This window comes from Marinomonas sp. THO17, from assembly GCF_040436405.1.
In the GTDB taxonomy this organism is placed as follows: Bacteria; Pseudomonadota; Gammaproteobacteria; order Pseudomonadales; family Marinomonadaceae; genus Marinomonas.
Map to the genome: position 1 here is coordinate 773,997 of NZ_AP031575.1, position 25,473 is coordinate 799,469.

Annotated in this window: 22 protein-coding genes; 14 read left to right on the forward strand and 8 right to left on the reverse strand. The window is 43.6% G+C overall.

Annotation, left to right across the window (positions count from 1 at the left end; translation table 11 throughout):
• Positions 1-60: 60 nt before the first annotated feature.
• The gene (locus ABXS85_RS03610; RefSeq protein WP_353668687.1) at positions 61-543 is read right to left on the reverse strand and encodes a DUF2947 family protein; all 483 of its coding nucleotides are present in this window, start codon (positions 541-543) and stop codon (positions 61-63) included.
• A gap of 170 nt (positions 544-713) precedes the next feature.
• On the opposite strand from ABXS85_RS03610, the gene ABXS85_RS03615 reads away from it, so the two are divergent.
• Together ABXS85_RS03615 and ABXS85_RS03620 are read left to right on the forward strand one after the other, a co-directional pair.
• Positions 714-902, forward strand: coding sequence for a hypothetical protein (locus ABXS85_RS03615; RefSeq protein WP_353668688.1), 189 nt, complete (start codon positions 714-716; stop codon positions 900-902).
• A 243-nt stretch (positions 903-1,145) separates the two neighbouring features.
• Positions 1,146-1,793, forward strand: a complete 648-nt coding sequence (locus ABXS85_RS03620; RefSeq protein ID WP_353668689.1) for an HAD family phosphatase — start codon at positions 1,146-1,148, stop codon at positions 1,791-1,793.
• A 98-nt stretch (positions 1,794-1,891) separates the two neighbouring features.
• Here ABXS85_RS03620 and ABXS85_RS03625 read toward each other — a convergent pair whose 3' ends face one another.
• The gene (locus ABXS85_RS03625; RefSeq protein WP_353668690.1) at positions 1,892-2,920 is read right to left on the reverse strand and encodes a nucleoid-associated protein; all 1,029 of its coding nucleotides are present in this window, start codon (positions 2,918-2,920) and stop codon (positions 1,892-1,894) included.
• Positions 2,921-3,067: 147 nt separating this feature from the next.
• On the opposite strand from ABXS85_RS03625, the gene ABXS85_RS03630 reads away from it, so the two are divergent.
• The 9 genes from ABXS85_RS03630 to ABXS85_RS03670 all read left to right on the forward strand — a co-directional run bounded on the left by ABXS85_RS03630 (position 3,068) and on the right by ABXS85_RS03670 (position 14,655).
• Positions 3,068-3,343, forward strand: coding sequence for a hypothetical protein (locus ABXS85_RS03630; protein ID WP_353668691.1), 276 nt, complete (start codon positions 3,068-3,070; stop codon positions 3,341-3,343).
• Between the two features lie 87 nt (positions 3,344-3,430).
• The gene (locus ABXS85_RS03635; protein ID WP_353668692.1) at positions 3,431-3,853 is read left to right on the forward strand and encodes a VOC family protein; all 423 of its coding nucleotides are present in this window, start codon (positions 3,431-3,433) and stop codon (positions 3,851-3,853) included.
• 224 nt (positions 3,854-4,077) lie between these two features.
• Complete coding sequence (locus tag ABXS85_RS03640; RefSeq protein ID WP_353668693.1) at positions 4,078-4,707, forward strand: OmpA family protein; 630 nt, start codon at positions 4,078-4,080, stop codon at positions 4,705-4,707.
• 260 nt (positions 4,708-4,967) lie between these two features.
• Positions 4,968-5,843, forward strand: coding sequence for a GIY-YIG nuclease family protein (locus ABXS85_RS03645; RefSeq protein ID WP_353668694.1), 876 nt, complete (start codon positions 4,968-4,970; stop codon positions 5,841-5,843).
• 135 nt (positions 5,844-5,978) lie between these two features.
• Positions 5,979-7,610, forward strand: coding sequence for a class I SAM-dependent DNA methyltransferase (locus ABXS85_RS03650; protein ID WP_353668695.1), 1,632 nt, complete (start codon positions 5,979-5,981; stop codon positions 7,608-7,610).
• Between the two features lie 11 nt (positions 7,611-7,621).
• Positions 7,622-8,689 carry a PDDEXK nuclease domain-containing protein gene (locus tag ABXS85_RS03655; protein WP_353668696.1) on the forward strand — a complete coding sequence of 356 codons (1,068 nt, stop codon included), beginning with the start codon at positions 7,622-7,624 and terminating at the stop codon, positions 8,687-8,689.
• A 32-nt stretch (positions 8,690-8,721) separates the two neighbouring features.
• Complete coding sequence (locus ABXS85_RS03660; RefSeq protein WP_353668697.1) at positions 8,722-10,182, forward strand: restriction endonuclease subunit S; 1,461 nt, start codon at positions 8,722-8,724, stop codon at positions 10,180-10,182.
• A 132-nt stretch (positions 10,183-10,314) separates the two neighbouring features.
• Positions 10,315-11,289: a virulence protein RhuM/Fic/DOC family protein gene (locus ABXS85_RS03665; RefSeq protein WP_353668698.1), complete on the forward strand. Its 975-nt coding sequence runs from the start codon at positions 10,315-10,317 to the stop codon at positions 11,287-11,289.
• Between the two features lie 21 nt (positions 11,290-11,310).
• Positions 11,311-14,655, forward strand: coding sequence for an HsdR family type I site-specific deoxyribonuclease (locus ABXS85_RS03670; protein ID WP_353668699.1), 3,345 nt, complete (start codon positions 11,311-11,313; stop codon positions 14,653-14,655).
• Between the two features lie 668 nt (positions 14,656-15,323).
• On the opposite strand, the gene ABXS85_RS03675 is transcribed toward ABXS85_RS03670, so the two are convergent.
• From ABXS85_RS03675 to ABXS85_RS03700, 6 genes are all read right to left on the reverse strand, one after another.
• Positions 15,324-15,467, reverse strand: a complete 144-nt coding sequence (locus ABXS85_RS03675; protein WP_353668700.1) for a hypothetical protein — start codon at positions 15,465-15,467, stop codon at positions 15,324-15,326.
• Between the two features lie 465 nt (positions 15,468-15,932).
• The gene (locus ABXS85_RS03680; RefSeq protein ID WP_353668701.1) at positions 15,933-17,378 is read right to left on the reverse strand and encodes a hypothetical protein; all 1,446 of its coding nucleotides are present in this window, start codon (positions 17,376-17,378) and stop codon (positions 15,933-15,935) included.
• Positions 17,379-17,465: 87 nt separating this feature from the next.
• Entirely contained in the window at positions 17,466-18,845 is a 1,380-nt protein-coding gene (locus ABXS85_RS03685) for an 8-oxoguanine deaminase (RefSeq protein WP_353668702.1), read from the reverse strand.
• 480 nt (positions 18,846-19,325) lie between these two features.
• A complete protein-coding gene (locus ABXS85_RS03690) occupies positions 19,326-20,819 on the reverse strand; it encodes a tripartite tricarboxylate transporter permease (RefSeq protein ID WP_353668703.1) in 1,494 nt (497 codons plus the stop codon).
• 1 nt (position 20,820) lies between these two features.
• On the reverse strand, positions 20,821-21,255 hold the full coding sequence (locus ABXS85_RS03695; protein ID WP_353668704.1) for a tripartite tricarboxylate transporter TctB family protein: 435 nt from the start codon (positions 21,253-21,255) through the stop codon (positions 20,821-20,823).
• An 11-nt stretch (positions 21,256-21,266) separates the two neighbouring features.
• Complete coding sequence (locus ABXS85_RS03700) at positions 21,267-22,244, reverse strand: tripartite tricarboxylate transporter substrate binding protein (RefSeq protein WP_353668705.1); 978 nt, start codon at positions 22,242-22,244, stop codon at positions 21,267-21,269.
• A gap of 119 nt (positions 22,245-22,363) precedes the next feature.
• Here ABXS85_RS03700 and ABXS85_RS03705 point away from each other — a divergent pair, with 119 nt between their 5' ends.
• Genes ABXS85_RS03705 through ABXS85_RS03715 form a run of 3 tightly spaced genes read left to right on the forward strand, consistent with a single transcriptional unit; the run spans position 22,364 to position 25,473 of the window.
• Positions 22,364-23,032: a response regulator transcription factor gene (locus ABXS85_RS03705; protein ID WP_353668706.1), complete on the forward strand. Its 669-nt coding sequence runs from the start codon at positions 22,364-22,366 to the stop codon at positions 23,030-23,032.
• Positions 23,019-24,461, forward strand: a complete 1,443-nt coding sequence (locus tag ABXS85_RS03710; protein ID WP_353668707.1) for a sensor histidine kinase — start codon at positions 23,019-23,021, stop codon at positions 24,459-24,461. The genes ABXS85_RS03705 and ABXS85_RS03710 overlap by 14 nt, the downstream gene beginning before the upstream one ends.
• Positions 24,454-25,473, forward strand: coding sequence for an ABC transporter substrate-binding protein (locus tag ABXS85_RS03715; RefSeq protein ID WP_353668708.1), 1,020 nt, complete (start codon positions 24,454-24,456; stop codon positions 25,471-25,473). The genes ABXS85_RS03710 and ABXS85_RS03715 overlap by 8 nt, the downstream gene beginning before the upstream one ends.

The window sequence follows — 25,473 nt, forward strand, 5'->3', positions numbered from 1 at the left end:
TGTAATTAAATTACAAAACCTGCATCATCAGCTGACTATTTTTCAACCAAAAAATCTGTCTCAACTATTTCTCATCAGTAAAGTAGCCCAACCATTTGAGTGGAATTGCACGGCTTGTTTTTTCTTTTTACCGATCAAAATGGGGCCATTGTCCAAGAACAAAAAGGCTTTCCAAGTGCGCTTAAAAACGCCCCAATTTAATTCAAAAATCAGCTCATTGTGACAACAAAAGTACACCTTGGTGTCTTCCCCCCAATGGCCACAATGGGACAATACTTCCACTGGCAATTCTGCAACCTCACTGTCCCACACTTTTTCCCACTGAACCTTATTCATTTCAAGGCCTTCTAATGTTTTATTCGGCCAATCCTGTTCCGTAAAATGCTCCGGATGTAAATGCTCCTGGCTAATATAATCGCGCCAAATTTGCTCTGCTTTTGACTCAGTTAAGTAGTGGATTTGCGCCAAATCTTCAGGCTGCACCTTGGGGTCCTGACGATGAAAAATCCAACGTTTGGGAAACTGAGATAATGCTTGGTACAAGACAAGATTCCTTACAAAAATAAATAGATGAAATAAACTAAACAATCAGGTGAAAAAGGATCGTTTGTTCAATTACTCGAGCTTCACTAATATTAGTCTTGTTGTAATAAAACAACATTTTTATCACCTACATTCCATTGGGAATGTTTAATCAAACATAGGAGAATAGTATGGACTCTCAAAAACAATACGAAGCACTGCTTGCTCAATGGGGCTACAAAGACACCACTGTGGAAGATTACGCTCGTCGCCAAAAACGTGCTCGTCAAGCCAAAGCGCTTGTTGCCTTTTTTAAAGCCACAGTTGCTTCTATCAAAAAAGTCAGCCTGCGTTCACACACCCTAAGCCAAGCTAACTAATAGCCGCTTAGGTTAACACCCGTATAAAAAACGCCACTAGCGTAGAATTATACCTTAGATATTTTCTCTTAAGGGGAGAAAAATAATAACACCCCCTCCCTTCCTTTCTGCTTAATAGCTTCATTCACCCTCTTCATATCAATAACGCCTTGTTATTTCTGCAAACCTTGCTTGCAAAGGCTTCCTTCATCACCAGCAAATTCGTTATTATCAAACCACATTCATCACTTCATATGTTGTTTTATGACTTACTCTTACAAGGCTGTTTTATTTGACTGCGACGGTGTGATCGTCGATACGGAAAACCTTTCAAACAATCTATTGCGCGCCATGCTGAAGGAACAAGGCTTAGTATTAGATGACCAAACCCTGCACGACCAATTCACTGGTTTTACCAATCAGGAAAACCTTCGTAATGCCGAAGCCATGCTAGGCAAAGCCTTACCGGCCAATTTCGATCAAGATTATCGCAAAAAATTTCAAGCCTTAATGGATGAAACCTTAGAACCCATTCAAGGGGTGCCAGAACTACTCAATAAAATTCAAGTCCCCATTGCCATGGCGACCAACGCCAGACGGCAAGAAATGAACTTCAAACTCAATAAGATTGACTTAGCAGAACGCTTTAAAATACGTTTTTGTGTAGAGGACGTTGACCACGGCAAGCCTGCTCCAGACTTGTATTTAAAAGCCGCTGCGGCAGTGGGCGTCGCACCAAAAGACTGTATTGTGGTTGAAGATTCTGTTGCTGGAATTCGCGCCGGGTGCGCCGCAGGTATGCGAGTGTTTGCTTTCAGTGAAACCGTACCTGCCGACCTGCAACTGGCCGCCGGCGCCACCGAGGTATTTGATACCATGCAGCAACTGGAAGCCTTACTTAATCTTAGTTAAGGCTTCCAGCTGTTAGCGATGGTATGTCTTAAGTAAATAGCACTCACTCAGCACATAGATTTGCCAGCAATGTATCTACTATTTATTCGCACCGCTTATTAATTTGATACGGCTTGCAACTGCTTAAGCAGACTCTTGGGCAATTCTTTGATTACTAGCGTGCCTGAATCAGCATCAAACTCAATGGACTCACCTAATAAGTCACTGTCAAAGCTCAAGGTCAAGGCACGTGAGCTGCCCGATAAGCGAGTTAGCTTTTTCAATGCGGCCTTCTCAACGAAGATTTCCTTCTCCATTTTAAAGCTGTCGGAATCGGCAATTTCTAAAAATTTATTCGCTTGCTCTATGGAGAAGCGGGATTCCACTTGCGAGGCAATTTCTTTAATCTCCAAAGGCTCGCGCTCTTCTGCTTTCGATTGACAATGCTCAGACACCACTTTCTTAAAGGCATTCGCTTGTTTTGGTGGAATGCCTTCTGCCTGACAAAAGGCCGACGTCAAATCCACCAGCTTACGGGTTTCCTTGGCCGCTGCTTTGGGTTCATCGCAACCAATGAAATGGGTGAAGTACTCACTTTCAAACTTAGGTGCGCGACCAAAGCGAAAGGCAATATAGCGCCCTTCGTCACGCGATTGCCAAGCGGTCAGATTAATGCGCAGCGCCATGTGCAGTTTTTCCATCTCAATTTGCTCAATCTGCGACAGACTCAAATCCGCATTTAAACCAATACCTTGCTTGCGCTTTAGCATCACTATGTACAAAAAATGCGTGTCATGCAGCTCATAATGGTTAAACCACAACAAGCCCCCTTCCGCCTCTTCTACTGGCTCCAAATGCCTCAAGTACTCCGCCGCACAATCTTTGGTGAAGGCGGCAAAGTCAGCAAAATCATTGTCTTTAAAGTGTTTATACAAAAGGCTCGGCAACTGTGAACCTTCCTCACTGCCCTGCGGATTGGCAAAACGCCCAGTATTCATGCCTGAACGATTGAATAAATTGGTCACCTGTGCCGACAAGGCCTCAGCTTGGCCGTCTATGGGATTTTCATTTGGTCGCGCAATCAAAATGGCCTTGCGCTCCCCTTCGTGCTTTTGAATCTCATGCACAATTAAGTTGCTAATAGACACCAGCTACCTCTTACGTTTAATATGATTGTTTGATGATTTTTTCATTGAACCTGTAACACCTTAATTAACAAAGAATTTTTCCATAATACAAGCGCCATGATAAAACCTAAAGCCACAAAAAAAGAGACACGAAAAGAACTCGAGTCCATGGTCGAGGAATTTATCAGAGCCAAAGGAAAAATTCAGCAAGTCGATATGGGCGAATCCGGCTTGGTTGATGGTAAGTATAACACGAGTCATATTGGCTTTAATGAGCCAAAGCAAGAACGTACTCCCCTTAACCACGTGGTGGCTGCCATCCAACAGAAAAAACAACAAAAGACCTCACCAAACAGCACCAAGTCTGGTAAGGCCAAGCCGAAGAAAAAGATCATTTACGACGATTTTGGCGAACCTTTGCGCTGGGTTTGGGAAGATGAGTAAAAAACAAGAAAGCCAGTTAAGCCTTTTGTGTTTCCACTGTCTTATTGCCATAATGCAAGCCATAGCAGATTCCAAAAAGGAGAGAATATGTCGATTCGTTACCTACACGCCATGATTCGTACCGATAAACCAGAGGAAAGCCACACCTTCTACACTCAAGGCTTAGGGCTCATCCAAACACGCCGTATGGACAGTGAAAAGGGCCAGTTTTCATTGATCTATTATGCTAGTGAGGAAGGTGCCCCAGAAATCGAGCTGACACACAACTGGGACGACAGAAGCTACTCAGGCGGCGACCAATTTGGTCACCTGGCTTTTCAAGTGGACGACATTTATCAGGTATGTGAAAACCTACAAAACATGGGCGTGACCATTCTGCGTCCACCTCGTGATGGTCACATGGCCTTCATTAAAGACCCCAATAATATTTCCATTGAACTTCTACAAAAGGGTGAATCCTTAGCACCAGCAGAACCTTGGGCGTCTATGGAAAATACGGGCAGTTGGTAGACAAGAAGCAGCCAGACATCCAATCTGCCACTCTAGACACTCTAAACGTCTAAGAAAAGAAAAAAAGAAAAGGAAGTCAAAGAAAAGACGGCATTTGTCGTCTTTTTTATTACACAAGATTACAAAATATTTTTTTTATCAAAAGATTGATACAAAAAGCGTCTAGAGACGTACCTTTTTTTAAATTACTCTAAATAGTAAGAAGTATTAAGAGTTGTGGTTTTATGAAGAAGTCAATCATCCACATCAGCATAGCAAGCTATATACTTGCCTTTAGTCATTTGGCAGCGGCTGAAAGCCTGTACGCGTCGAATGTTAAGGCACGTCTTGCTGACGCTGATCGTGATGGCGTGATTGACGCACGTGACTTGTGCCCAGACACAGTACAAGGGGCCGCGATAGACAATTATGGTTGTCCCGCACAAACGTCCAAGCTCTTGTCCATTGAATTGAATATCTTATTCGATTCAGGCAAAGCCAATATAAAACCCAAGTTTTACTCTGAACTTACAGAATTAGCGACCTTCTTGCGTAAACACCCTAACAGTAATGTGGTCATTGAAGGTCACACAGACAGCTTAGGTTCTGCTGAATCGAACCGAGTGTTATCACAAAAACGCGCTTCTGCCATTGCTGACGTATTAATCGACAGCTTTCGTATTGCAGCAGATCGCGTAAAAGGTGTCGGCTACGGCGAAACTCGCCCTATCGCCACCAACGACACGGCCGAAGGCCGTAGTCAAAACCGCCGAGTTGTGGCAGAAGTATTTGCGAAAGAGCAATTTGCCAATCAACGCTGGACCATTTACAGCGTTGAACAAAGCGCTAATAACGCTTACAACAGCAACAACTAAGCCTTTTCAGATTTGGGCTTAACCTGTTGCCTATTCCCTTTTAGTATCTTTATCGGGGCTGTCTAACAGCCCCGTTTTTTTGTTTGCAAAGTGTGTTTAATGGCGCATTTGATCCATTCTAACACGCCTATAACAGCAGATTTGCCAAACAAACAAGCCCTCAAAAGCATTGAGACATAAAGGGTTTTAGCCTATTCTTTAATGCGTTTTATCTTGAAATAACTGTTTCATGGACAAGGATAAACATCCTAAGACGCCATATGGTCACACCAAAACGCCCACGCACCATTCAAATCTTCTTACCAAGCGGCGATCCTTCCGGCATTCGCATTGCCGAACAAACCACCTCTATTATTCGCGTTGTCGAAGTGCCACGCAGTGATCTAGCGGATTTTCTTAAGATGCCAGAAGCACAACAGGTTGCTTTGTACTTCTTAGTATCGGGAGATACGAAAGACGAAGTCTACATAGGTCAATCGGGCGATGTGAGAACGAGGCTGATGCAACACCACAAAGAAGCAGCAAAAGACTGGGAACGAGCCTTGGTGGTGATTTCTCTAACTAATAACCTAACGCAAACCCATGTACTCTATTTGGAGTCCTTATCCATCGAGAAAGCCAAACATTGCCAGCGTTATGAACTACTCAATAGTAACAAGGGACAAAAGCCCCATACGCCGATTCCACTTAAAGCCGACTGCGACGAAATACACCTGATCGGCAGCCTACTGCTCGCCACATTAGGCTACCCTATTTTCGAACCCTTAACCGAGCAAACAAGCTTAGCAACCACTCCAGTATTTCACTGCAACCGCGCAGGCGTAAACGCCAAAGGCATGTACACCAACGAAGGCATGGTGGTGCTCAAAGGCTCTTCTGCCCCTATGTCCACTCAGCGCAAAACGGAACAACGCTTTTACGACAAACGCGACGAGCTGATTGCCAAAGGCATTATTTCAGTAGAAAACGAGCGTTTTGTTTTTCAGCGAGATTACTTATTTCAAACCCCCAGTGGTGCGTCTATGTTTTTACTGCTCGCCTCGTCCAATGGCTGGGTAGATTGGAAAACCGAAAACGGTGTCACCTTGCATGATCATCAGGGAAGGGATTTAGAAACAAAGGTGCAAAAAACCTAACAATAACAATATCGGTTAAGTGTACAATAAGGCGCATCATGACAAACAATTGCCGTTTTTCGGGCATAGATTTTAAGCAATTCCTCCTAGAAAATAGACAAACACCTTTTAAAAAAGAACACCAGAGATCAATCAATGGCCAAGCAAACAGCAAGTAAAAAAGAAATGGGATTTGAAGAGTCCCTATGGGACGCCGCCAACAAACTGCGTGGCAGTGTCGAGTCATCCGAATACAAACACATTGTACTCAGCCTGATCTTCTTAAAGTTCATCAGTGACAAATTCGAGACACAGCGCCAAACCTTAATCGACGAAGGTATGGGCGATTACGTCGATATGGTCGAATTCTACGCCAAAGACAATGTGTTTTACCTAGCCGAAGAATCACGTTGGACTTTTATTCAACAACACGCCAAGCAAGACGACATCGCTATCAAAATCGATACCGCACTGCATACCGTCGAGAAAAACAACGCCTCTCTAAAAGGCGCACTACCAGACAACTATTTCTCTCGTTTAGGTTTAGACGTCAGTAAATTATCCGCACTCATCGACACCATCAACAACATCGACACCATTGCGAACCAATGTCACATGACAGAAGAAGACCTCGTCGGTCGTGTATACGAATACTTTTTAGGTAAGTTTGCCGCCAGTGAAGGTAAAGGCGGTGGCGAGTTCTATACGCCAAAATCCGTGGTCTCTTTAATCGCTGAAATGATCGAACCCTACAAAGGCAAAATCTACGACCCTTGTTGTGGCTCTGGTGGTATGTTCGTACAGTCTCTAAAGTTTATCGACAGCCACAACGGCAACAAAAAAGACATTTCTATCTACGGCCAAGAATACACCAGCACCACCCACAAACTGGCGAAAATGAACCTTGCCGTGCGTGGTATTTCAGGCAACTTAGGCGACGTCGCGGGAGACAGTTTCTTTAGAGACCAACACCCAGATTTGAAGGCCGACTTCATTATGGCTAACCCGCCGTTTAACCAAAAGCAATGGCGCGCCGACAACGAACTGGTCGATGACCCACGTTGGACAGGCTACGAGGTGCCACCAACAGGCAACGCCAACTACGCATGGATCATGCACATGATCTCAAAGCTTAGCGAAAACGGCACAGCGGGCTTTGTCTTGGCGAACGGCTCCATGAGTTCCAACACAGGGGGTGAAGGCGCCATTCGCCAGAAAATCATCGAAAACGACCTCGTCGACTGCATGATCGCCCTGCCCGGCCAACTCTTTTACACCACGCAAATTCCTGTGTGTTTGTGGTTTTTGACAAAAAATAAAAGCGGCACCAACAAAGAACAACACCTAAGAAATCGCCAAGGCGAAACCCTCTTTATCGACGCCCGTGAAATGGGCACTATGATTAGCCGAGTACACAAAGAACTGACCGCAGAAGACATCGCCAAAATCGCCGATACTTACCACGCTTGGCGCTCGGAAACCTCTGAACCTCATCAACTTGATTCCGCATCCAGCACGTCGCAATCTAGCCCTTACAAAGACATCTCAGGCTACTGCAAATCCGCCACTCTCGACGAAATAAAAGCCAACGACTATGTGCTCACTCCGGGTCGTTACGTAGGCGCAGCAGAGCTAGAGGACGACGGCATCCCGTTTGAAGTCAAAATGACAGAACTTAGCCAAACCCTTTATCAGCAAATGGAACAAGCGGAAGCCCTCGACAACGCCATTCGAGAAAACTTAGCCATGCTGGGTTACGGCCCGTCATCAAAAGCATCAGGGAATTGATGGAGCAACAAATGACAACAGACCTAACAAGGGATTCAGCCGAACCTAGCCAGCAGCCGCTCCTCAGCGAGATAAGACAGATCCTTGAGCAAGCTCGTCACCAAGTTAAGCAAACGGTGAACAGTGCGATGGTGCAAGCCTATTGGCAAATTGGCCGCTTAATTATTGAAGACGAGCAACAAGGCAACACTCGTGCAGAATACGGCAAGGCTCAGCTTAAACAACTCTCCTCCCAACTGACCGCAGAGTTTGGTAAAGGCTTCGACGTAACGAACTTGCGCAATATGCGCCGTTTCTACTTAGCATTTGAAAAACGAGAGACAGTGTCTCTCGAATTGAGTTGGTCGCATTACAACCTTTTAGCACGGATTGAAAACGAGAATGCGCGACTTTGGTATCAAGCAGAAGCATCACAACAAAATTGGAGTGTTCGAGCATTAGAGCGCCAAATAGGCACCCTCTATTACGAACGCCTGCTCGCCAGTAAAGAAAAGCAGCCCGTAGAGCAAGAAGCCAATAGCAAAACCCAACCGCTCGCTGAAACAGCACAAGACTATTTACGTGACCCTTATATTCTCGACTTTCTCAATTTGGAACAGGGTCAATATCAAGAGTCCGATTTAGAGCAAGGTATCATCAATAACCTACAAAAATTTCTCTTAGAACTTGGCAAAGGCTTTGCGTTTGTTGAACGCCAACAACGCATCATGACAGACGACGGCGACTACTTTATCGACTTAGTCTTTTACAACTTCCATCTAAAATGCTTTGTGCTGATCGACCTAAAACTCAATAAATTAAGCCATCAAGATGTAGGCCAAATGGACATGTATGTTCGTATGTACGAAGAACAAAAACGCAGTAAAGACGACAACCCCACCATAGGTTTAATCTTATGTTCCGAGCATAACCGCACCGTCGCCAAGTATTCCGTGCTGAACGACAACCAACAATTGTTCGCCTCTACCTATAAAACTCAACTGCCCAGTGAAGAAGAACTGCGTATCGAACTGGAACGCGAACGAACACTGGTACAGCAACAGCTAGAACAACAGCGTAAGGAGAAATTGGGTGAGTGAATTAACACACGAAATCTTGGAGGTATTAGGTCTTGGCCAATAACTGGGAAGAACAAACAATCGAACAGCTTCAAGCTCCTAAAAAAGGAGCTATTGCAATGGGACCTTTCGGGTCAAGAATTAAAGCTGAAAATTTTGTTAATACAGGTATTCCTATTATAAAAGGTGCTCAATTACACGGTACATTCTTGAATGATGTGTCATTCGATTTCCTTACTCAAGAAAAAGCTGATGAATTAGGTAGTTCTAAAGCATACCGAGGAGATATTGTCATAACTCATCGTGGCACAATTGGACAAGTAAGTGTTATTCCATATAACTCTTCATATGAGACTTATATAGTGTCTCAAAGTCAATTGAAGGTTTCGTTGAATACGGAATTAATAAACCCATATTTTGCAGCATATTTTCTAAATTCACATCTAGGACAACATCGACTGCTGGCGAATTCTTCGCAAGTTGGGGTTCCAGCTATAGCAAAAGCATCTACCTCGGTAAAACAAATACTGATTCCTGTTCCTGAGTTAGATTTACAAAACAAGATAGTTAAAAACCTTTTATCCATTGACAACAAAATCGAACTCAATCGCCAAACCAACCAAACCCTAGAACAAATGGCGCAGGCGTTATTTAAAAGCTGGTTTGTGGATTTTGATCCTGTGATCGACAACGCCCTTGCAGCAGGTAACGCCCTACCCGACGCGCTGCAAAAAAGAGCACTTATTCGAAAAGAAATGCGGACTCATTACAAAGAAAAGACTCAACAGCTTGACGGTTTTCACCCTCTGCCCGACGGCCTCCCACAAGAAATACGCGCATTGTTTCCAAGTGAATTTGAACAAACCGACGAGCCAAGCATGGGGATTGAAGGCTGGATACCGAAGGGGTGGAAGGTCAAGCTATTAAGTGAAATAACAACTGAGCTTCGTAGAGGTATTTCACCAAAATACGTTGAAGAAGGTGGGGTACAAGTAATAAATCAAAAATGTATTCGAAACCATGAAATTAACTTTTCGCTTTGTAGACGGAATAATCCTGAATTAAAGAAGGTTACTGGAAAGGAATTACAGCTGGGAGATGTACTAGTTAATTCAACTGGAGTAGGAACTCTAGGTCGAGTAGCTCAGGTTAACTATTTACCCGAAAGTACAGTTGTAGATTCACATGTTACTGTTGTTCGTCCAGATTTTCTTATATACCCAAGATATACATTTGGCCAATTAATGTTAACAAATGAACACCGTATAGAAACGCTAGGAGAAGGAAGTACAGGGCAGACCGAACTAAGCAGAAAAATATTGGGAGAGCTAAAAGTTGTTCTTCCGCCAACAAATTTGACTTATGTAATTGAAGAAACTTTTAAATCATTTGTTGATAAACAAACAAGCAACTACATTCAAGCATCTTCACTTGAAAAGTTAAGAGACACCCTTCTCCCCAAACTTATCTCGGGAGAGATCACTATTCCAACATCAGAACAGAGCAAGCATTAGGCATAAGTCAACGCAGCACAAGGCAGTCACATGAAATTTACAGAAGCACAGTTAGAAGCGGCGATTGTTGAGTTATTGGGGACGCAATGCTAAAGATATTCTGTAACCTCACCCTAAAAAGGAATTTAGTTAATGGATAAAATTGAAATTTACCAAAATGAAGACGGTGGATTGGTCTTACCGGTTGCGATCAATGCCGAAACCGTATGGCTGTCTCAGGCACAAATGATCTTATTGTTTGGTCGAGATAAGTCCGTCATATCGCGGCATATCAACAATGTGTTCAAAGAAGGTGAACTTGAACGAGGCGCAGTTGTTGCAAAATATGCAACAACTGCCGAAGATGGAAAAACCTATCAAGTAGAACATTATAATCTGGATGTCATTATATCTGTTGGCTACCGCGTCAAATCACAGCAAGGAGTACGCTTCCGCCAATGGGCTACAACTCGCTTAAAAGACTATTTAATCAAAGGGTATAGTATTAACCAGCAGCGTTTTGATAAAAACGCTAAAGAGTTAGAGCAAGCGTTAACACTCATTGATAAAGCGATAAAGAGCCCTGAATTAAACCCAGATACAAGCAAGGGACTTGCTGAGATTGTGAGTCGCTACACGCAAACCTTTTTATGGTTGCAAAGATACGACGAGGGCTTGCTAGAAGACCCTTCTGGTCAAACAGGAGGGCAATTAGTGCCTCACGATGTTGCGATGCAATCATTATTACAACTTAAGCAACAGCTTATGGACCGAGGGGAAGCAACACCATTGTTTGCCCAACCGCGCGGTAACGGCTTGGCAAGTTTACTAGGGAATTTAGCACAATCGGCTTTTGGAGAGCTTGCTTACCCAACCATTGAAAGCAAAGCGGCGCATTTACTCTACTTTGTAGTCAAAAATCACCCATTTGTTGATGGAAACAAACGCAGTGGAGCGTTTTTGTTTGTCGATTTTCTGTATCGTAATCATCACTTATATCAAGAGAATGGGGAGGCAGTTATTAACGATACAGGCTTAGCGGCTTTAACGTTACTCGTAGCAGAATCCGCTCCTGAACAAAAAGAAACCATTATTCGCTTAATCATGAATATGCTTGCAAGGGAATAAAAAAGGAATAAAGAGGCAAAGTTGAACAAATTTACAGAAGCACAGTTGGAAGCGGCGATTGTTGAGTTATTGGGGACGCAAGGCTTCCCCCATGTGTCGGGCAATTCGATTGTCGAAGCCAATGGTAGTGCTCGTCATAAAAGCGATGTCTTGATTAAAGCCGATTTACGGGCGTTTTTGGCGACTCGTTATGCGGCGGATGGCATAACGGAAAGTGAGATAGATGCCATTATTCTGCAAATTGAATCCTTACCCGCCAGTGACTTGTATGAAAGCAATAAAACCTTCTGTAAATGGCTGAGTGATGGTTTTCTGTTTAAACGAAAAAGCACTCAACATGACACGCAAAACGCCTCTGAAAATCGAGCTCGTCAGAAAGACCTCTATATTCAATTGTTGGATTACGCCAATGTGGCGCAAGGCCTGTTGCCGTTTGTGTCTGGCCAAGCCAAAGAGCAACAGACTGATTACCCGATGGTCGCAGAGCCTACCGCTACTTACAATGACGCCAATATATATAAGCTGGTCACTCAGTTAGAAATTGAAGGCAGTGCATCTTCTAGCGGCCAAGGGGAAACACGCATTCCCGATGCCATCTTGTATATCAACGGTTTGCCTTTGGTGGTGTTTGAATTTAAGAGCGCCATTCGCGAAGAAGACGCCACGATTTTTGGCGCTTGGGATCAACTGACCAATCGCTACCGCCGTGATATCCCTACCCTCTTTGTGTACAACGCTTTTTGCGTGATCAGCGACGGCGTTAACAATAAGATGGGCGGGCTCTTCGCGCCTTACGAATTCTTCTATGCATGGCGCAAAATCACGGGCAATGAGTCGATTGAAAAAGACGGTATTAGCTCCCTTCATACCATGCTGCAAGGCTTGTTCGATAAAGCCCGTTTGCGCGACGTGATGCGCCACTTTATTTACTTTCCTGACGCGTCGAAATCTGAGACGAAAATCGTGTGTCGTTATCCGCAATATTACGCGGCTCGTAAACTGCACCACAGCATTAAGCAAGCCAGAAAGCCTAACGGAGATGGTAAAGGCGGCACCTACTTTGGCGCGACAGGCTGCGGTAAAAGCTACACCATGCAGTTTTTAACTCGCTTGTTAATGAAAAGCATTGAGTTTGAAAGCCCAACCATTGTCTTGATCACCGACCGAACTGATTTGGACGATCAGCTTGCCCAACAGTTTGGTCAAGCCATGAGTTACATTGGCGATCAAAGTATTGTCGCAGTGAAAAGTCGTGACCATTTACGAGACTTACTGCAAGGTCGCAACAGCGGCGGCGTCTTCTTAACCACAATCCATAAGTTTACCGAAGACACAGAGCTACTGACTTTCCGCAGTAATGTGATCTGTATTTCCGACGAAGCCCACCGCAGCCAAACCAATTTAGATCAGAAACTTCGCATTATCGAAGACGGCCCAAATAAAGGTATCCGCAAGACTTACAGCTTTGCCAAGTACCTGCATGAATCCTTACCCAATGCGACCTATGTGGGCTTTACGGGAACACCTGTGGATGCCACGCTGGCCGTGTTTGGTCAGGTGGTAGACAGCTACACCATGACTGAATCGGTAAAAGATGAAATTACCGTGCGCATCGTCTACGAAGGTCGTGCTGCCAAGGTAATTTTGGACAACGCTAAGCTGGCTGAAATCGAAACCTACTATCAGGAATGCGCGGACGCGGGGGCTAACGAGCACCAGATTGAAGAAAGTAAAAAAGCCTCTGCCAATATGACGGCTATTTTAGGCGACCCTGACCGCATAAAAGCCCTTGCCAAAGATTTTGTTGCGCATTACGAAACCCGCATTGAAGAAGGCTCGACCATCAAGGGTAAGGCCATGTTCGTCAGCTCCTCTCGTGAGGTGGCCTACTTGTTCTACCAAGAGTTGCAACAGCTTCGCCCACACTGGTTTGAGATAAAAGAAGCCGAAGACGTTGAACGGTTCAGTGAAGAAGAACGTAAACGCGCCATCGAAACAGGTAAGTTAGCCAAACCAATGGAACGGGTCAAAATGGTAATGACCCGTGGCAAAGACGATCCGAAAGCCCTATGGGATTTGCTGGGTTCAAAAGATTATCGAAAAGAGCTGGATCGTCAGTTTAAAAATGGTCAATCCAACTTCAAAATCGCCATCGTAGTGGATATGTGGCTAACAGGGTTTGATGTCCCTTTCTTAGACACCATTTATATTGATAAACCGATTCAGCGCCATAATTTGATTCAAACCATTTCCCGCGTGAACCGTAAATTTGAGGGCAAAGACAAAGGCTTGGTGGTGGATTACATAGGTATTAAATCCCAGATGAATTCTGCCCTAGCCATGTACTCCAAAAGTGAGGAAACCAACTTTGAAGACATCGCCCAGTCGATCATTGTGGTGAAAGACCATTTGGATTTATTAGGGAAGTTACTGCATAAATTCGATGCTGCGCCCTATTTCACGGGCGAACCTGTCGCACAACTTAACTGCTTAAACCATGCGGCTGAGTTTGTTTTACAGCACCCGCCAAAATTCGAACAACGTTTTATGGCGTTAGTAAAACGCCTAAAAACTGCTTACGATGTCTGCTGCGGTAGCGAAAAGTTAACACAACAAGAACGCGACTGGATTCACTTCTACCTCGCCGTTCGCTCTATTGTCTATAAACTTACCAAAGGCGACGCCCCCGATACGGCGCAAATGAATGCCCGTGTGCGAGAGATGATCTCGGCTGCACTCAAAAGTGACGGTGTCGAAGAGATATTCAAGCTAGGACAAGGGGAAGATGGGGTTGATATCTTCGACGATGACTACCTCGCCAAAATTGAAAAAATCAAACTGCCCAATACCAAGATCAAACTGCTGCAACAAATGCTGGCAAAAGCCATTGGCGAGTTTAAACAGGTGAACAAGCTCAAAGCGGTGGATTTTTCTGAGCGTTTTAAATCTTTAGTAGACAGATACAACGAACGCAAAGAAGAAGATGTGCTGGTCAGTGATGTTTTGGAAGATTTTTCTGATGAAATCATTACCATGTATCAAGACCTCAGAACAGAAATGGGGTCATTCGTGGACATGGGCATTAATCTAGAAGAAAAAGCCTTCTACGATATCTTGCTATCACTGGCAACTCGCTACGACTTTTCCTATCCAGAAGACAAGTTACTCGCCCTTGCCAAAGCCGTAAAAGAAGTCGTAGACGACAAAGCCAAATACACAGATTGGAGCCAAAGAGACGACATCAAAGCCGAGCTAAAAGTAGACTTGATCATGCTATTGGCAAAATTCGGCTATCCACCAGTGGATCGTGACGAAGTCTATAAAGAGATCTTCGAACAAGCTGAGAACTTTAAAAAGAATCGTTGACGGTAAGAGCTACATCGCAAGGTATTTGGTTTCAACACCCTGCGATGCTTGTTGTTTATGGTGCGGTCTTAATCTTGAGTCGAGTTAGCATTACACTAAAACTATAACAAGCTAACGACAGTATTAGCCCAGATACCACAGCGGCTTTCCAGTACCCCACCAGTCCATGATCTAGCAACTCTAGCACTAACACCATTACAACAGCACCAGCAACAATTCGGTATATACCCTGTATAGCGAACCCTAGTTCATAAGTAAATTCATGCAATTTCCTAAAGAACTCCTTCCTCCTAAGATTAGACTGAAATATCCATTTATTTAGGGCGTAACAAACAAAATGTATACCAAATAGATAAACAAAGTAGATAAACAGCGTATCGCTCGGCACCGTGGCTTTTAGAGTTTTTATCCTATCTAAACTCCCTTCGATATCCACAATCAAAGTAGGAACAGCCCCTAGAAAAAAGCAGAAGAAAAATTCCGTGATGAGTATGTTTTTCATAAGAATCTTTTTCATTCATAATATTAATAATAAGTTGTAATAGCAGTAGACAAGCTTTGTATTCAGCGTCTATTTCATCAATGAAAACGCCTTCAATCCAAAAAGTACTGTCTCTCGAATTCAAGTCACTTTTTTCTACGAGTTGCTTTTCCCAATACCCCTTCCCCTAATAATGCGCCAAATTTTCCAACACTTCTTCTAACTGCTCGACTCTTTGTTGGGTCTGCCAGTTGTTCCAGTCTTCAATACTGTATTGAGAAATGGCGCTAAAGAGTGCGGCGTTGCTGTCACGGTGTTTGATCATTGGCATTGTAAGGTGTACTAAGGTGTACGATGTACTAAGGAAAACGGCAGCGTAGCCGAGTCTTTTTTTGCTGTCCTGTTCATCAAAAAAAGGCAATCTGGGGTTGGCCTGCTTGCCTATCTTATACACTTCTAAGACATGCTTAAACTATTTTTTTTGACCTATGCTTTTTGGCGTGATGGAAGAAAAAATCGATAATTTTTACCGAAAAGACTGCACAAGATATGGCAAAGGCAAGATGTGATATGGCGTTGTCGCAAACACAACTTTGGGTGAATTGTAGGGTTACATCGAACTTTTTTAAATTTTACGCAATCCTTGTTGTATAGAAGAAAAAGCGCTTTGATTAAAGTCTCAATAACTGAAACACTATTCAAATCTAAAAAGTGGGGTTAAGATAAACTTAACCCCACTTTAATATTAGAGAAATATCATAAACTAATTATGTTAATAAATTTATTTTTCTTAACACTAAATTTTTTCACATAAGAGTGGATAAATTTGATAAACATGACCTAGTGAAACATCACCCCATACATCACCAATGAAATAATCTCTGCGAATTCTTAGTGAAACTGCATGGCAGCCTCCTTGATCATCCTGCACAACAACTTCATAATCGGCCGCTTTACGAATAGGGAGATTAGTAAAGCTGTCTCTATAGAGAGTCCAATCTCCAGTTTGAATAGGAAAGCTAATGACTTTTTGTGATTTGACTTTTCGACCCATTACATCAATAAAAGGAACCCCACCGCTAAAGTAAGAACTTGCTACTTCACTAACCATATCTTGCTCTACTCGATTTTGAGCATGATTTGTTCTTGGCACTTCAGCATTATGTAAATCCGAAAGCACACGTTCTCTTAGCTTTTCATGTCCTTTTTGAATTTCAGCTTTGGTAATCGATTCCGTTTTTGGCATTTCAGTTCTATACTTATTTATCATATCTGAATCTGGAAGAAAAGTATGCCAATCATTTAACTCTTTTTTAAGTGTTTTTAGAGAAGCATACATTTTCTCTTCCACGGGCTCAGGGGTATAGTATTTTTTACTATCTGGAATATCAAATATGGTTGCCTGATTATAGTAATCAAATAAGAATTTCGTCAAAAAATTACTTTCTGTAGTCATCCTCGCATTTTGATAGGCATCAAAGTAAGAATCAAATGTTGGCTTTAAGCCTTTGAAATAAGCTTTACTCGATAATTTTTCTACCACTTCAACACTTACTACTTTTTTCCAATGGTCTTTACGGACATTATTTGAACCTTTCACCTGAGTATAATCACTGATTCGTTTTAACCTATCTATGCTCGAAATCACCTCAAATATTAACTCTGAAGCCGAATCCTCAACCTCATACTTACTATGAATCTTAGAAATAATATCCTCATATTTTGCAATATCAAAAGAAGGTGCCTTGCTTTTTATATTTGCAACACTGCTTTCAATCTCGTTATAAGTTTTAGCTTTTCTAGTATTTGATCTAGCTAAATCCCATTTCATATCGTCAAATGAAGCAAACGAATCTAGATTATTAAAATCGTAACTCAAGCTCTTATACTTATATATATTCTCTCTAAGATAATTAATGTCTCTCAAAGCTCTAAGGGATTTTTCATCAAAGCTATCTTTATAAATAGAAAAAAGAGGAACATTTTTGTTATATCTCTTATTCATTGCTTTAATTTCATTATTCAGTTTTTTCAAAGCAGCATCACTGTTAATTTTTTCATTCTTATCTAATGCAGACTGAATCAGTGACCCACAACTGAAAACATCTTTATCAAAATTAGAACTCCCTTTAATTTTATAATCTAAACATAGAGAAAAACTTTTCTCAAAATCATTAGCACTAACGGTTAAGCTAACAAAGCTCAAAAAAATAAGCAGAAAAATCCGATTTAAAATGTGCACTTTACATCAATCCTTCAAAAGTTTAAAAATGTATACTATATTTTGATAATATAAATTGCAATTTAGAAAAAGGATTATTCACACATTTTATCTTGCGTTTATTAAACCCTTGGCACAGGCACTGTGTTTGGCGATAAGCTCGTTTATATCTAAGCCCAGAATCTGTCTGTGTTTCACCCGCCATTGCCCTGCTACCATGACATGCTCGGCTTGGTCTGCGCCACAAAGCAATAAGGCAGAAATAGGGTCATGACTGCCGGAAAATCTCAGTTCATCCAGACTAAAGAAGGCCAAATCGGCTTGTTTGCCCGGGGCGATGTCACCTATGTCGTTACGCCCCAATACACTGGCAGAGCCTTTGGTCGCCCAACCCAGTACGGTTTTTGGGGTAATGCGCTCGGCACCGTATTTGAGCCTTTGTAGATACAAGGCCTGACGCGCTTCGTACATGAGGTTGGACGCATCATTAGACGCTGAACCATCGACCCCTAAGCCCAGCGGCGCGCCCGCCTCGATTAAGTCCAAAGTAGGGCAAATACCGGAGGCCAAGCGCATGTTGGACACAGGACAATGGCAAATGCCCGTGCCGGCTTGGCCTAAACGACGGATTTCGTCGTCATTAAAATGGATACCATGAGCCAACCAGGTACGATCACTCAGCCAACCCACACTGTCTAGGTAATCCACGGTGCGCAGGCCAAACATCTTTAAGCAGAAGGCTTCTTCGTCCAAGGTTTCCGCCAGATGCGTATGCAAGCGCACGTCTTCTTGCTCGGCCAATTTGGCACTGTCGATCATGATGTCTCGGGTGACAGAAAAGGGAGAGCAAGGGGCTAAGGCAATTTGGATCTGAGCGCCCTCTTCCCGCTCATGGTATTGGCGAATCAGTCGCTGACTGTCTACCAAAATGGTGTCCCCATCTTGCACCGTATGACGCGGCGGCAAACCACCTTCGTCTTCCCCTAAACTCATGGAACCTCGGGTTAGCATGGCGCGCATACCAAGCTGACGCACCACTTCTACTTGCACGTCGATAGCGTCTTCCATGCCAGTGGGAAACAGGTAATGGTGATCGGCCGCCGTGGTACAGCCAGACAATAACAACTCGGCCATGGCCACTTGTGTCGCTAACGAAAGCGCTTCTGGCGTGAGCCTTGCCCAAACGGGATAAAGGTTTTGCAGCCAAGGGAACAGGGGCACATTGACCACAGGTGCCCAGGCACGGGTCAGGGTTTGGTAAAAATGGTGATGGGTATTAATCAAGCCTGGTAATACCACCAGATTCTTAGCGTCAAACACCTCATCCACTGGACTACTGGGCTCTTGTCCTTGTGCTAACACTTCGACAATACGTTGATTTTCAATGACGATGCCAGCGCTGGCATCCAGCTCGTTGGCTGTAAAACAAGCGAGAGGTTGCTTGATCCATAAGCGGGAAACAGAATGATTAGTTTGAAACGCAGACATAAACAGGCTCCTTGAAACGATAAATGAAATAGGATTTCGTCAAATAGCCAGCTCAGTTATTACCCTGTCTGCTGATCCAGGGAGTTTGCTAAGAATATTCATAACAAACAGGCAGTAAGATAGACAATCTTGTTGTCGCTTTAAACCTTACTCGTAACCACTTTAAATCATACTCGTTGCCAGTGCAAAAAGACCACTATAAAAGGCTATAGCAACAGCTTTATGAAACAATTGAATTGCAATGTTAACTTTTCAAACATTGAACGCAGCAGATGAAAATTTCGACTGACATTGAGTTCCTGCAATCAGGAAATTCAGCAATCTGAGTATGCCTCTCTCTGTATATCCCTGAACTTTGAGTAATGAAAATGAATACTCCTACTCGCTTTGTCTGTAATTCAGTCGTGGTAAGATCAAATTTAAAAGCCACTGATCAACTAGATAAGTGGCTTTTTGTTATGGACCTAGTGTTCTTAACCTTTAGTGTTTCGGCTTTAATGCCTTGTATATAACAGGCCCTATCGCGGCGACAAGGGTCGCCACTGCAAGTGATATGGAGATGGGCCCATTAAATAAAATGCCCCATTCACCGCCACTGATGGACAAGGCTCGACGTAGGTTTTCTTCTAAAACCTTACCCAGTACCAGACCTAAAATCACTGGCGCTAGAGAAAAGTCCAACTTGCGTAAAATGAATGCAAATACACCAAGCAGAACCATAAAGTAAAGGTCAAAGCTATCACCGTGGATCGAATAAATGCCGATGAATGTCAACATGACGATAATTGGTACTAGGTAAGACTGTTTAATCGAAAGCAATCGCACAAACATGCCGACCAAAGGCAAGTTCATCACTAATAAAGCAATATTTCCGACAAACATTGACGCTATCAGACCCCATGCGATCTCTGGCTGCTGTTCAAACAAAAGCGGTCCAGGTGTGATGTTAAACATCAGCAAGGCACCCAGCAAAATCGCTGTCGTGCCACTACCAGGAATACCCAAAGTTAACATAGGTAACATGGAGCCGGCTGCCGATGCATTGTTAGCAGCTTCCGGAGCAGCTAAACCGCGGATGTCCCCTTTACCAAATTGATCACCGTTGCCTTCGGCAAAACGCTTTTCCGTTCCGTAGGCAACCGCACTGCCAATTGAAGCCCCTGTTCCAGGTAAAACACCAATTACGAATCCGATCAAGGTTGAGCGCAGAACAACCCATTTCACCGCAATCAAGTCACTCATAGAAACAAAGCTTTTGCCAACCGGCGTAAGCTTCATATCATTTTTCAGCCAGTTTTCTAGTAATATCAAGACTTCACTGATGGCAAACATACCTATGACAACCACCAAGAAATCCACGCCATCATAGAAATTCGGAATATCCATGGTAAAGCGCAAAACGCCAGTGCCTGAATCCACACCAATAGTGGCTAGCAATAAACCTATCACCACCCCTACGGTTGTTTTTAAAGGACGACTACCTACCATGGTCGCAAGACAAGTAAATGCAAACGCCATCAACCAAACAAATTCACTGGGACCAAACTTGAGTGCGAGCTCGCTCAGCAAAGGAGCAAACAGCACGATCAAGATCAACGCTCCCATACTTCCGATAAAGGAAGCTACTGCAGACAGCGCCAACGCTCTTCCACCTTCCCCTTTTTGAGACAAAGGGTAACCATCTAGCGTGGTCATAATGGCACCCGCATCACCAGGTACATTAAGCAAGATACTTGAGATACGACCACCGTATTCAGCACCGTAATAGACTCCTGCTAATAAAATGAGTGCGGATTCTGGTGGAAAACCCATGGCATAAGCCAAAGGTAAAAGAATGGCCACACCATTAATAGGGCCGATACCAGGCAGTGAACCAATCAGCGTGCCAACAAAACAGCCGATCAGTACCAGCGCAAGGTTCATTGGAGCGAGAGCCACAGAAAAACCCGTCGCTAAAAAGTCGAGTGTTTCCATACTAACCTCCGAATAACATACCGGTTGGTACGTTCAACTGTAAAACATGTTTCAGAATAAAATAGCTCACAAGACTTAAAGTCACTGAATACAACACCGCGCGAATGAGTTGCTCGCCAAACAGCACACAAAAGACCGTACCGACCATGGCTGTCGAGATAATGAAACCTGCTTTCTCAAACAAAAATGCGTAGCCAGTCATCAACAGGACACCGCTGATTAGCTTAATCAACACGGCACCCGTTGGTGTCCACTTGTTTGCACTTGGCTTAATGATCAACCAAACGGAACAAATCGCTAAAACAACAGATAAAATTAGAGGGAAGGCCTTTGGCCCAAGGGGTTCATACTGGAACGCTACTTCAAAGTGGTAAGCTGTCCAGGCAATAAGCCCGGACACACCTAACAGAATGCAAGCAAATAGGCGGTCAAACATAAAAAGCCTCATTAGTTGATTAAACCAGCTGCTTTAGCAAGTTCATGCATATCCTGAACTCGGACTTTTACGTATTCATCTAATGCTTCACCATGCATATAAAATGGCATCAGTCCTTTTTCCACCACGGTTTGTTTGAATGCTTCAGTTTTGTAGGCCTCAGCAAATTTGTTTGACCAGTATTGGTAGGCTTCATCGGAGACTTTTGGCCCTAGGTAATAACCCCGCATGATGGTCCATTCAACATTAAAGCCTTGCTCATGGGCAGTTGGGATCGAAGCAAACTCACCCTCTAAGCGTTCTGGAGACATCACCGCTAAAACACGAACTTTGCCAGCATCCAGTTGACCTTTCATTTCACCAATGTCACCTGGGAAGACTTTAATATGTCCGCCCATCAAGGCCGCTAAGGCCTCACCGCCACCTTCGTAAGCTACGTAGCGCATTTTCTTAGGATCAATGGAAGACGCCTTCATCAGAATAGCCGCTTTCATCCAGTCTTGGCTGCCAACACCACCGCCAGCACCCAACACGAAAGCCGATGGGTCTTTACGAATGTCTTCAACCAACTCGCCTAATGTCTTCCAAGGGGCATCGGATTTGACAATAATGGCACCGTAATCCACACCCGCTGTACCCACCCAACGGGCATCGTTTTCGTCCAGGCCTTTGCCAAACTTACCTTGCGCTAGGTTAAGTAGTGAACCTGAGCTAAAGGCAACCAACGCATTGCCATCATCAGGATTCACTTTGTTGATGTGGTTGTAGGCTACTGCCCCAACACCACCAGGCATGAAGGTCACAGCCATTGGTTTTGGCAGCAGTTCAGCACGCTCAAAACCCGTAGCTACCACACGACAGGTTAAGTCAAAACCACCACCAGGCTTCGCTGGAGCAATACAGGTTGGCTTTGATGGTTCAAAGGCGAAAGCCGCTGACGTTAAACCTATGATTGAAACGGCGAGTAAGGATTTTTTGATAGTCTTCATTAATCAAGCTCCACTTTTTTTGTTATTGTTCTGCGCCCAAAAACACAGTAGCGTAAAAGTAAGCATTGAATCTGACATCAAACTGACACCAAATAAAAAAACAAAAAAGAGTAGGGAATATGCGAATATTGCTCACGGAAGATAACCAAGGTTTAGCACAATCTATCATCCAATATTTTTCTAAAATGGGACATGCCATTGATTGGGTAGAAAGTGCTGAAAAAGCAGAATCTATCTTGGTTCATGACGCCATCGAAGTCTTGATACTTGACGTAAACTTGCCAGGAAAAAGTGGCTTTGAGTTACTAACGTCGGTTAGATCAAGAAAAAACCCCATTCCCGTTTTAATTCTAACTGCCCGTGCAGAGGTGGATGATAAGATCAGTGCGCTAGACTTAGGAGCCGATGATTATTTGGTCAAGCCGTTTGATTTAAGAGAGCTGGCGGCTCGGTGCCGAGCACTGGTACGTCGGGAGCGAGGCAAGTCCGATAATGAAATTCATTGCGGCAATTTAAGCTTTAACAGTGCGACCAAAGTCGTTAAGGTCAACCAAGAGATCATTGAGTTGCGCCCTAGAGAAGTTCAGATGCTTGAGCTTTTTTTAACCCATCTTGATCGAATGCTAACCAAAGATGACATCGCAAACCGGCTATACAATTTCGATGAAGCCTACACACCTAACGCGGTTGAACAGACACTGACGAGGTTACGAAAACAACTCCAAGGCTCCACATTAATCATTAAGACTGTCCGTGGTCTGGGATATTTAGCGCATGTCCACGATTGAAAAGAGGCTCGCCGTGTTTTCGTCTTCTGAGGAGTATTCATTACGTCAACGAATGTTGACTAGAACGGCACTCTTTATGTGTTCCGTTCTGGCCATACTGAGTGTTGGTGTTTGGCATTACGCTAACACCAGTGCAGACTATTCCTATGATCGCCTGTTATCCAGCGCAAGTGTAACCATGCTAGACGGCATTAATGTGGCCAAAAATCAACTTCATATCGACTTACCCTACTCCGCTTTCGAAATCTTACAACTGGCCCCAGACGATAAGATCTACTACGCCATTTATGGGCCAAACGCTAATTTTCTTAGCGGATATTCTGACCTGCCCGTAAAACTAACTGAGCAACCAGCGGATCTACTTGAACCTCATTACGCTCTTCATACCTATAAAGGGAATAAAGTACGGTTCATTGTCCGTCAAAAACGCCTTAGTGAGCGCTCAGTAGCTGGTAATGTCACCATTATTTTGGGGCAAACAACATTAGCAAGAGACGCGCAAATGCGAGAGACACTTTATGCCGCTCTAACAACGCTAATGGTGGTGATGGGCACTGCTTTATTGGTGATGTGGATCACCATCAATCGCGCATTATCTCCTTTAAATTGGCTGTCTTCCCAGCTCAATACACAATCGCCAATGGATAAGCAAAACCTGCCGACAACCAAGATGCTTGAAGTCGCACCACTAACTCAAGCCATCAACGCTTATCGTCAACAATGGTTAAGTGCATTGACTGCTATGCGTGATTTTATTACCGATGCCTCTCATCAAATTCGTACAGCTCAAGCTACGACGAAAGCACAGCTAGAAATTGCTTTAACCTCAGATAACGATCAAATTGATAAACATACCATTAATGAGATTTATAAAGACCACACCAAGCTTACTCGATTAACTAATCAGCTGTTGGCCCATGCCACCATAGTTCATCGCGGTGATCGTCAAACCTTTACTGTATTAACCATGCAAAGGATCCTACAAGACGTCATCACTCAGGCCGTCCGGGACTACGCCCATATGGATATAGAGTTCGAATACGTTCCACCGCTTAAAGATGTGGAGATATTAGGCGATGAGTTAGTGTTGAAAGAAGCCTTACGAAATGTCATTGATAACGCTGTCCAACATGGCGCCAATACTTCAAACAATACGGCAATTATCCGTATCAGCCTCCTTCATATGCAGGAAAATCATCAAGTACGGGTTGAAGACAATGGTCCAGGCATACCGGAAAACATGATGAACCAAGCGCTAGAGCGATTCGTTAAAGTAGGCAGCAACATTCAGGGATCTGGCCTTGGACTTGCTATCGCAAAAAGTGCCACCTTAACCCATGGAGGTAAGCTCTCGTTATCTAAAAGCGAGCTGGGTGGACTTGCTGTGTGTTTTTCATTCCCTCACATAATGGCTAGTCACTATGCTTAGAATCATCATTGCATCTTGTTTGCTTTTCTCCTTGTTGCCATTGATAGCACAAGAATCCGTTCTACGAATCTATAGCACCACAGACATCAGTGCGATTCGCCCATTACTCAATGAGTTTGAAACCTTAACCCCTGAGGTCACCATTTTGTATAGGGAGTTTAATACTCAAGAGCTCTATAATGAATTGCTTGATCCGACATTGCCAACTCCAGATGTGGTAATCAGCTCAGCTTCAGATCTACAGGTAAAATTAGTCAATGATGGTTATGCACAAGCTATTTTCGATGTACCGAATGTTTCAAGCCATCAATCCTGGGCACAATGGAGCAACGAACTGTTTGGCTTTACCTATGAGCCGATTGTATTCGTTTATAATAAAGAGGCGTTTCAAAACAGAGCTATTCCTCATACTCATGAAGCATTATCCGAACAGCTACGGGAGCAGGCTAATTTTTACCACGGTCGAATTGGAACTTATGACGCCGCCAGTTCAGGGCTAGGCTATTTGGTCGCGTCCCAAGACGAAGTTACCTTTAGCTTAACAGGACGTCTACAAGAAAGTTTAGGTCGAGCACAAGCGCATATTGATTGCTGTACGTCTTTGCTGTTAACTCGACTGACAATCGGTGATTTGGTATTTGGCTACAACTTGTTAGGCTCTTATGCTATGGCCAAAGCCATGACCAATGAACACATTGGGGTGATTGTTCCTGAGGACTACGCTTTGGTCATTGTGCGCTCCGCCTTTGTTCATCGTAACGCAGTGGAAGCAGAACTAGGTGCGGATTTTATTGCCTACTTAAGATCCCCAGCAGGCCAACAAACCATTGCTAACAACACGGCTTTATTGCCATTAGATCGAACTCTAGACTCCCATAACGACCCCGAAAATCAGCTCAACAGTAGCACTAACTTTCACCCTATTCGCCTAGGTCCAGAACTTTTGCTGTATTTAGATCAGCATAAGCAAACGCAGTTTTTAAATAGCTGGTCTCAAGCCTTAAGTGATTGA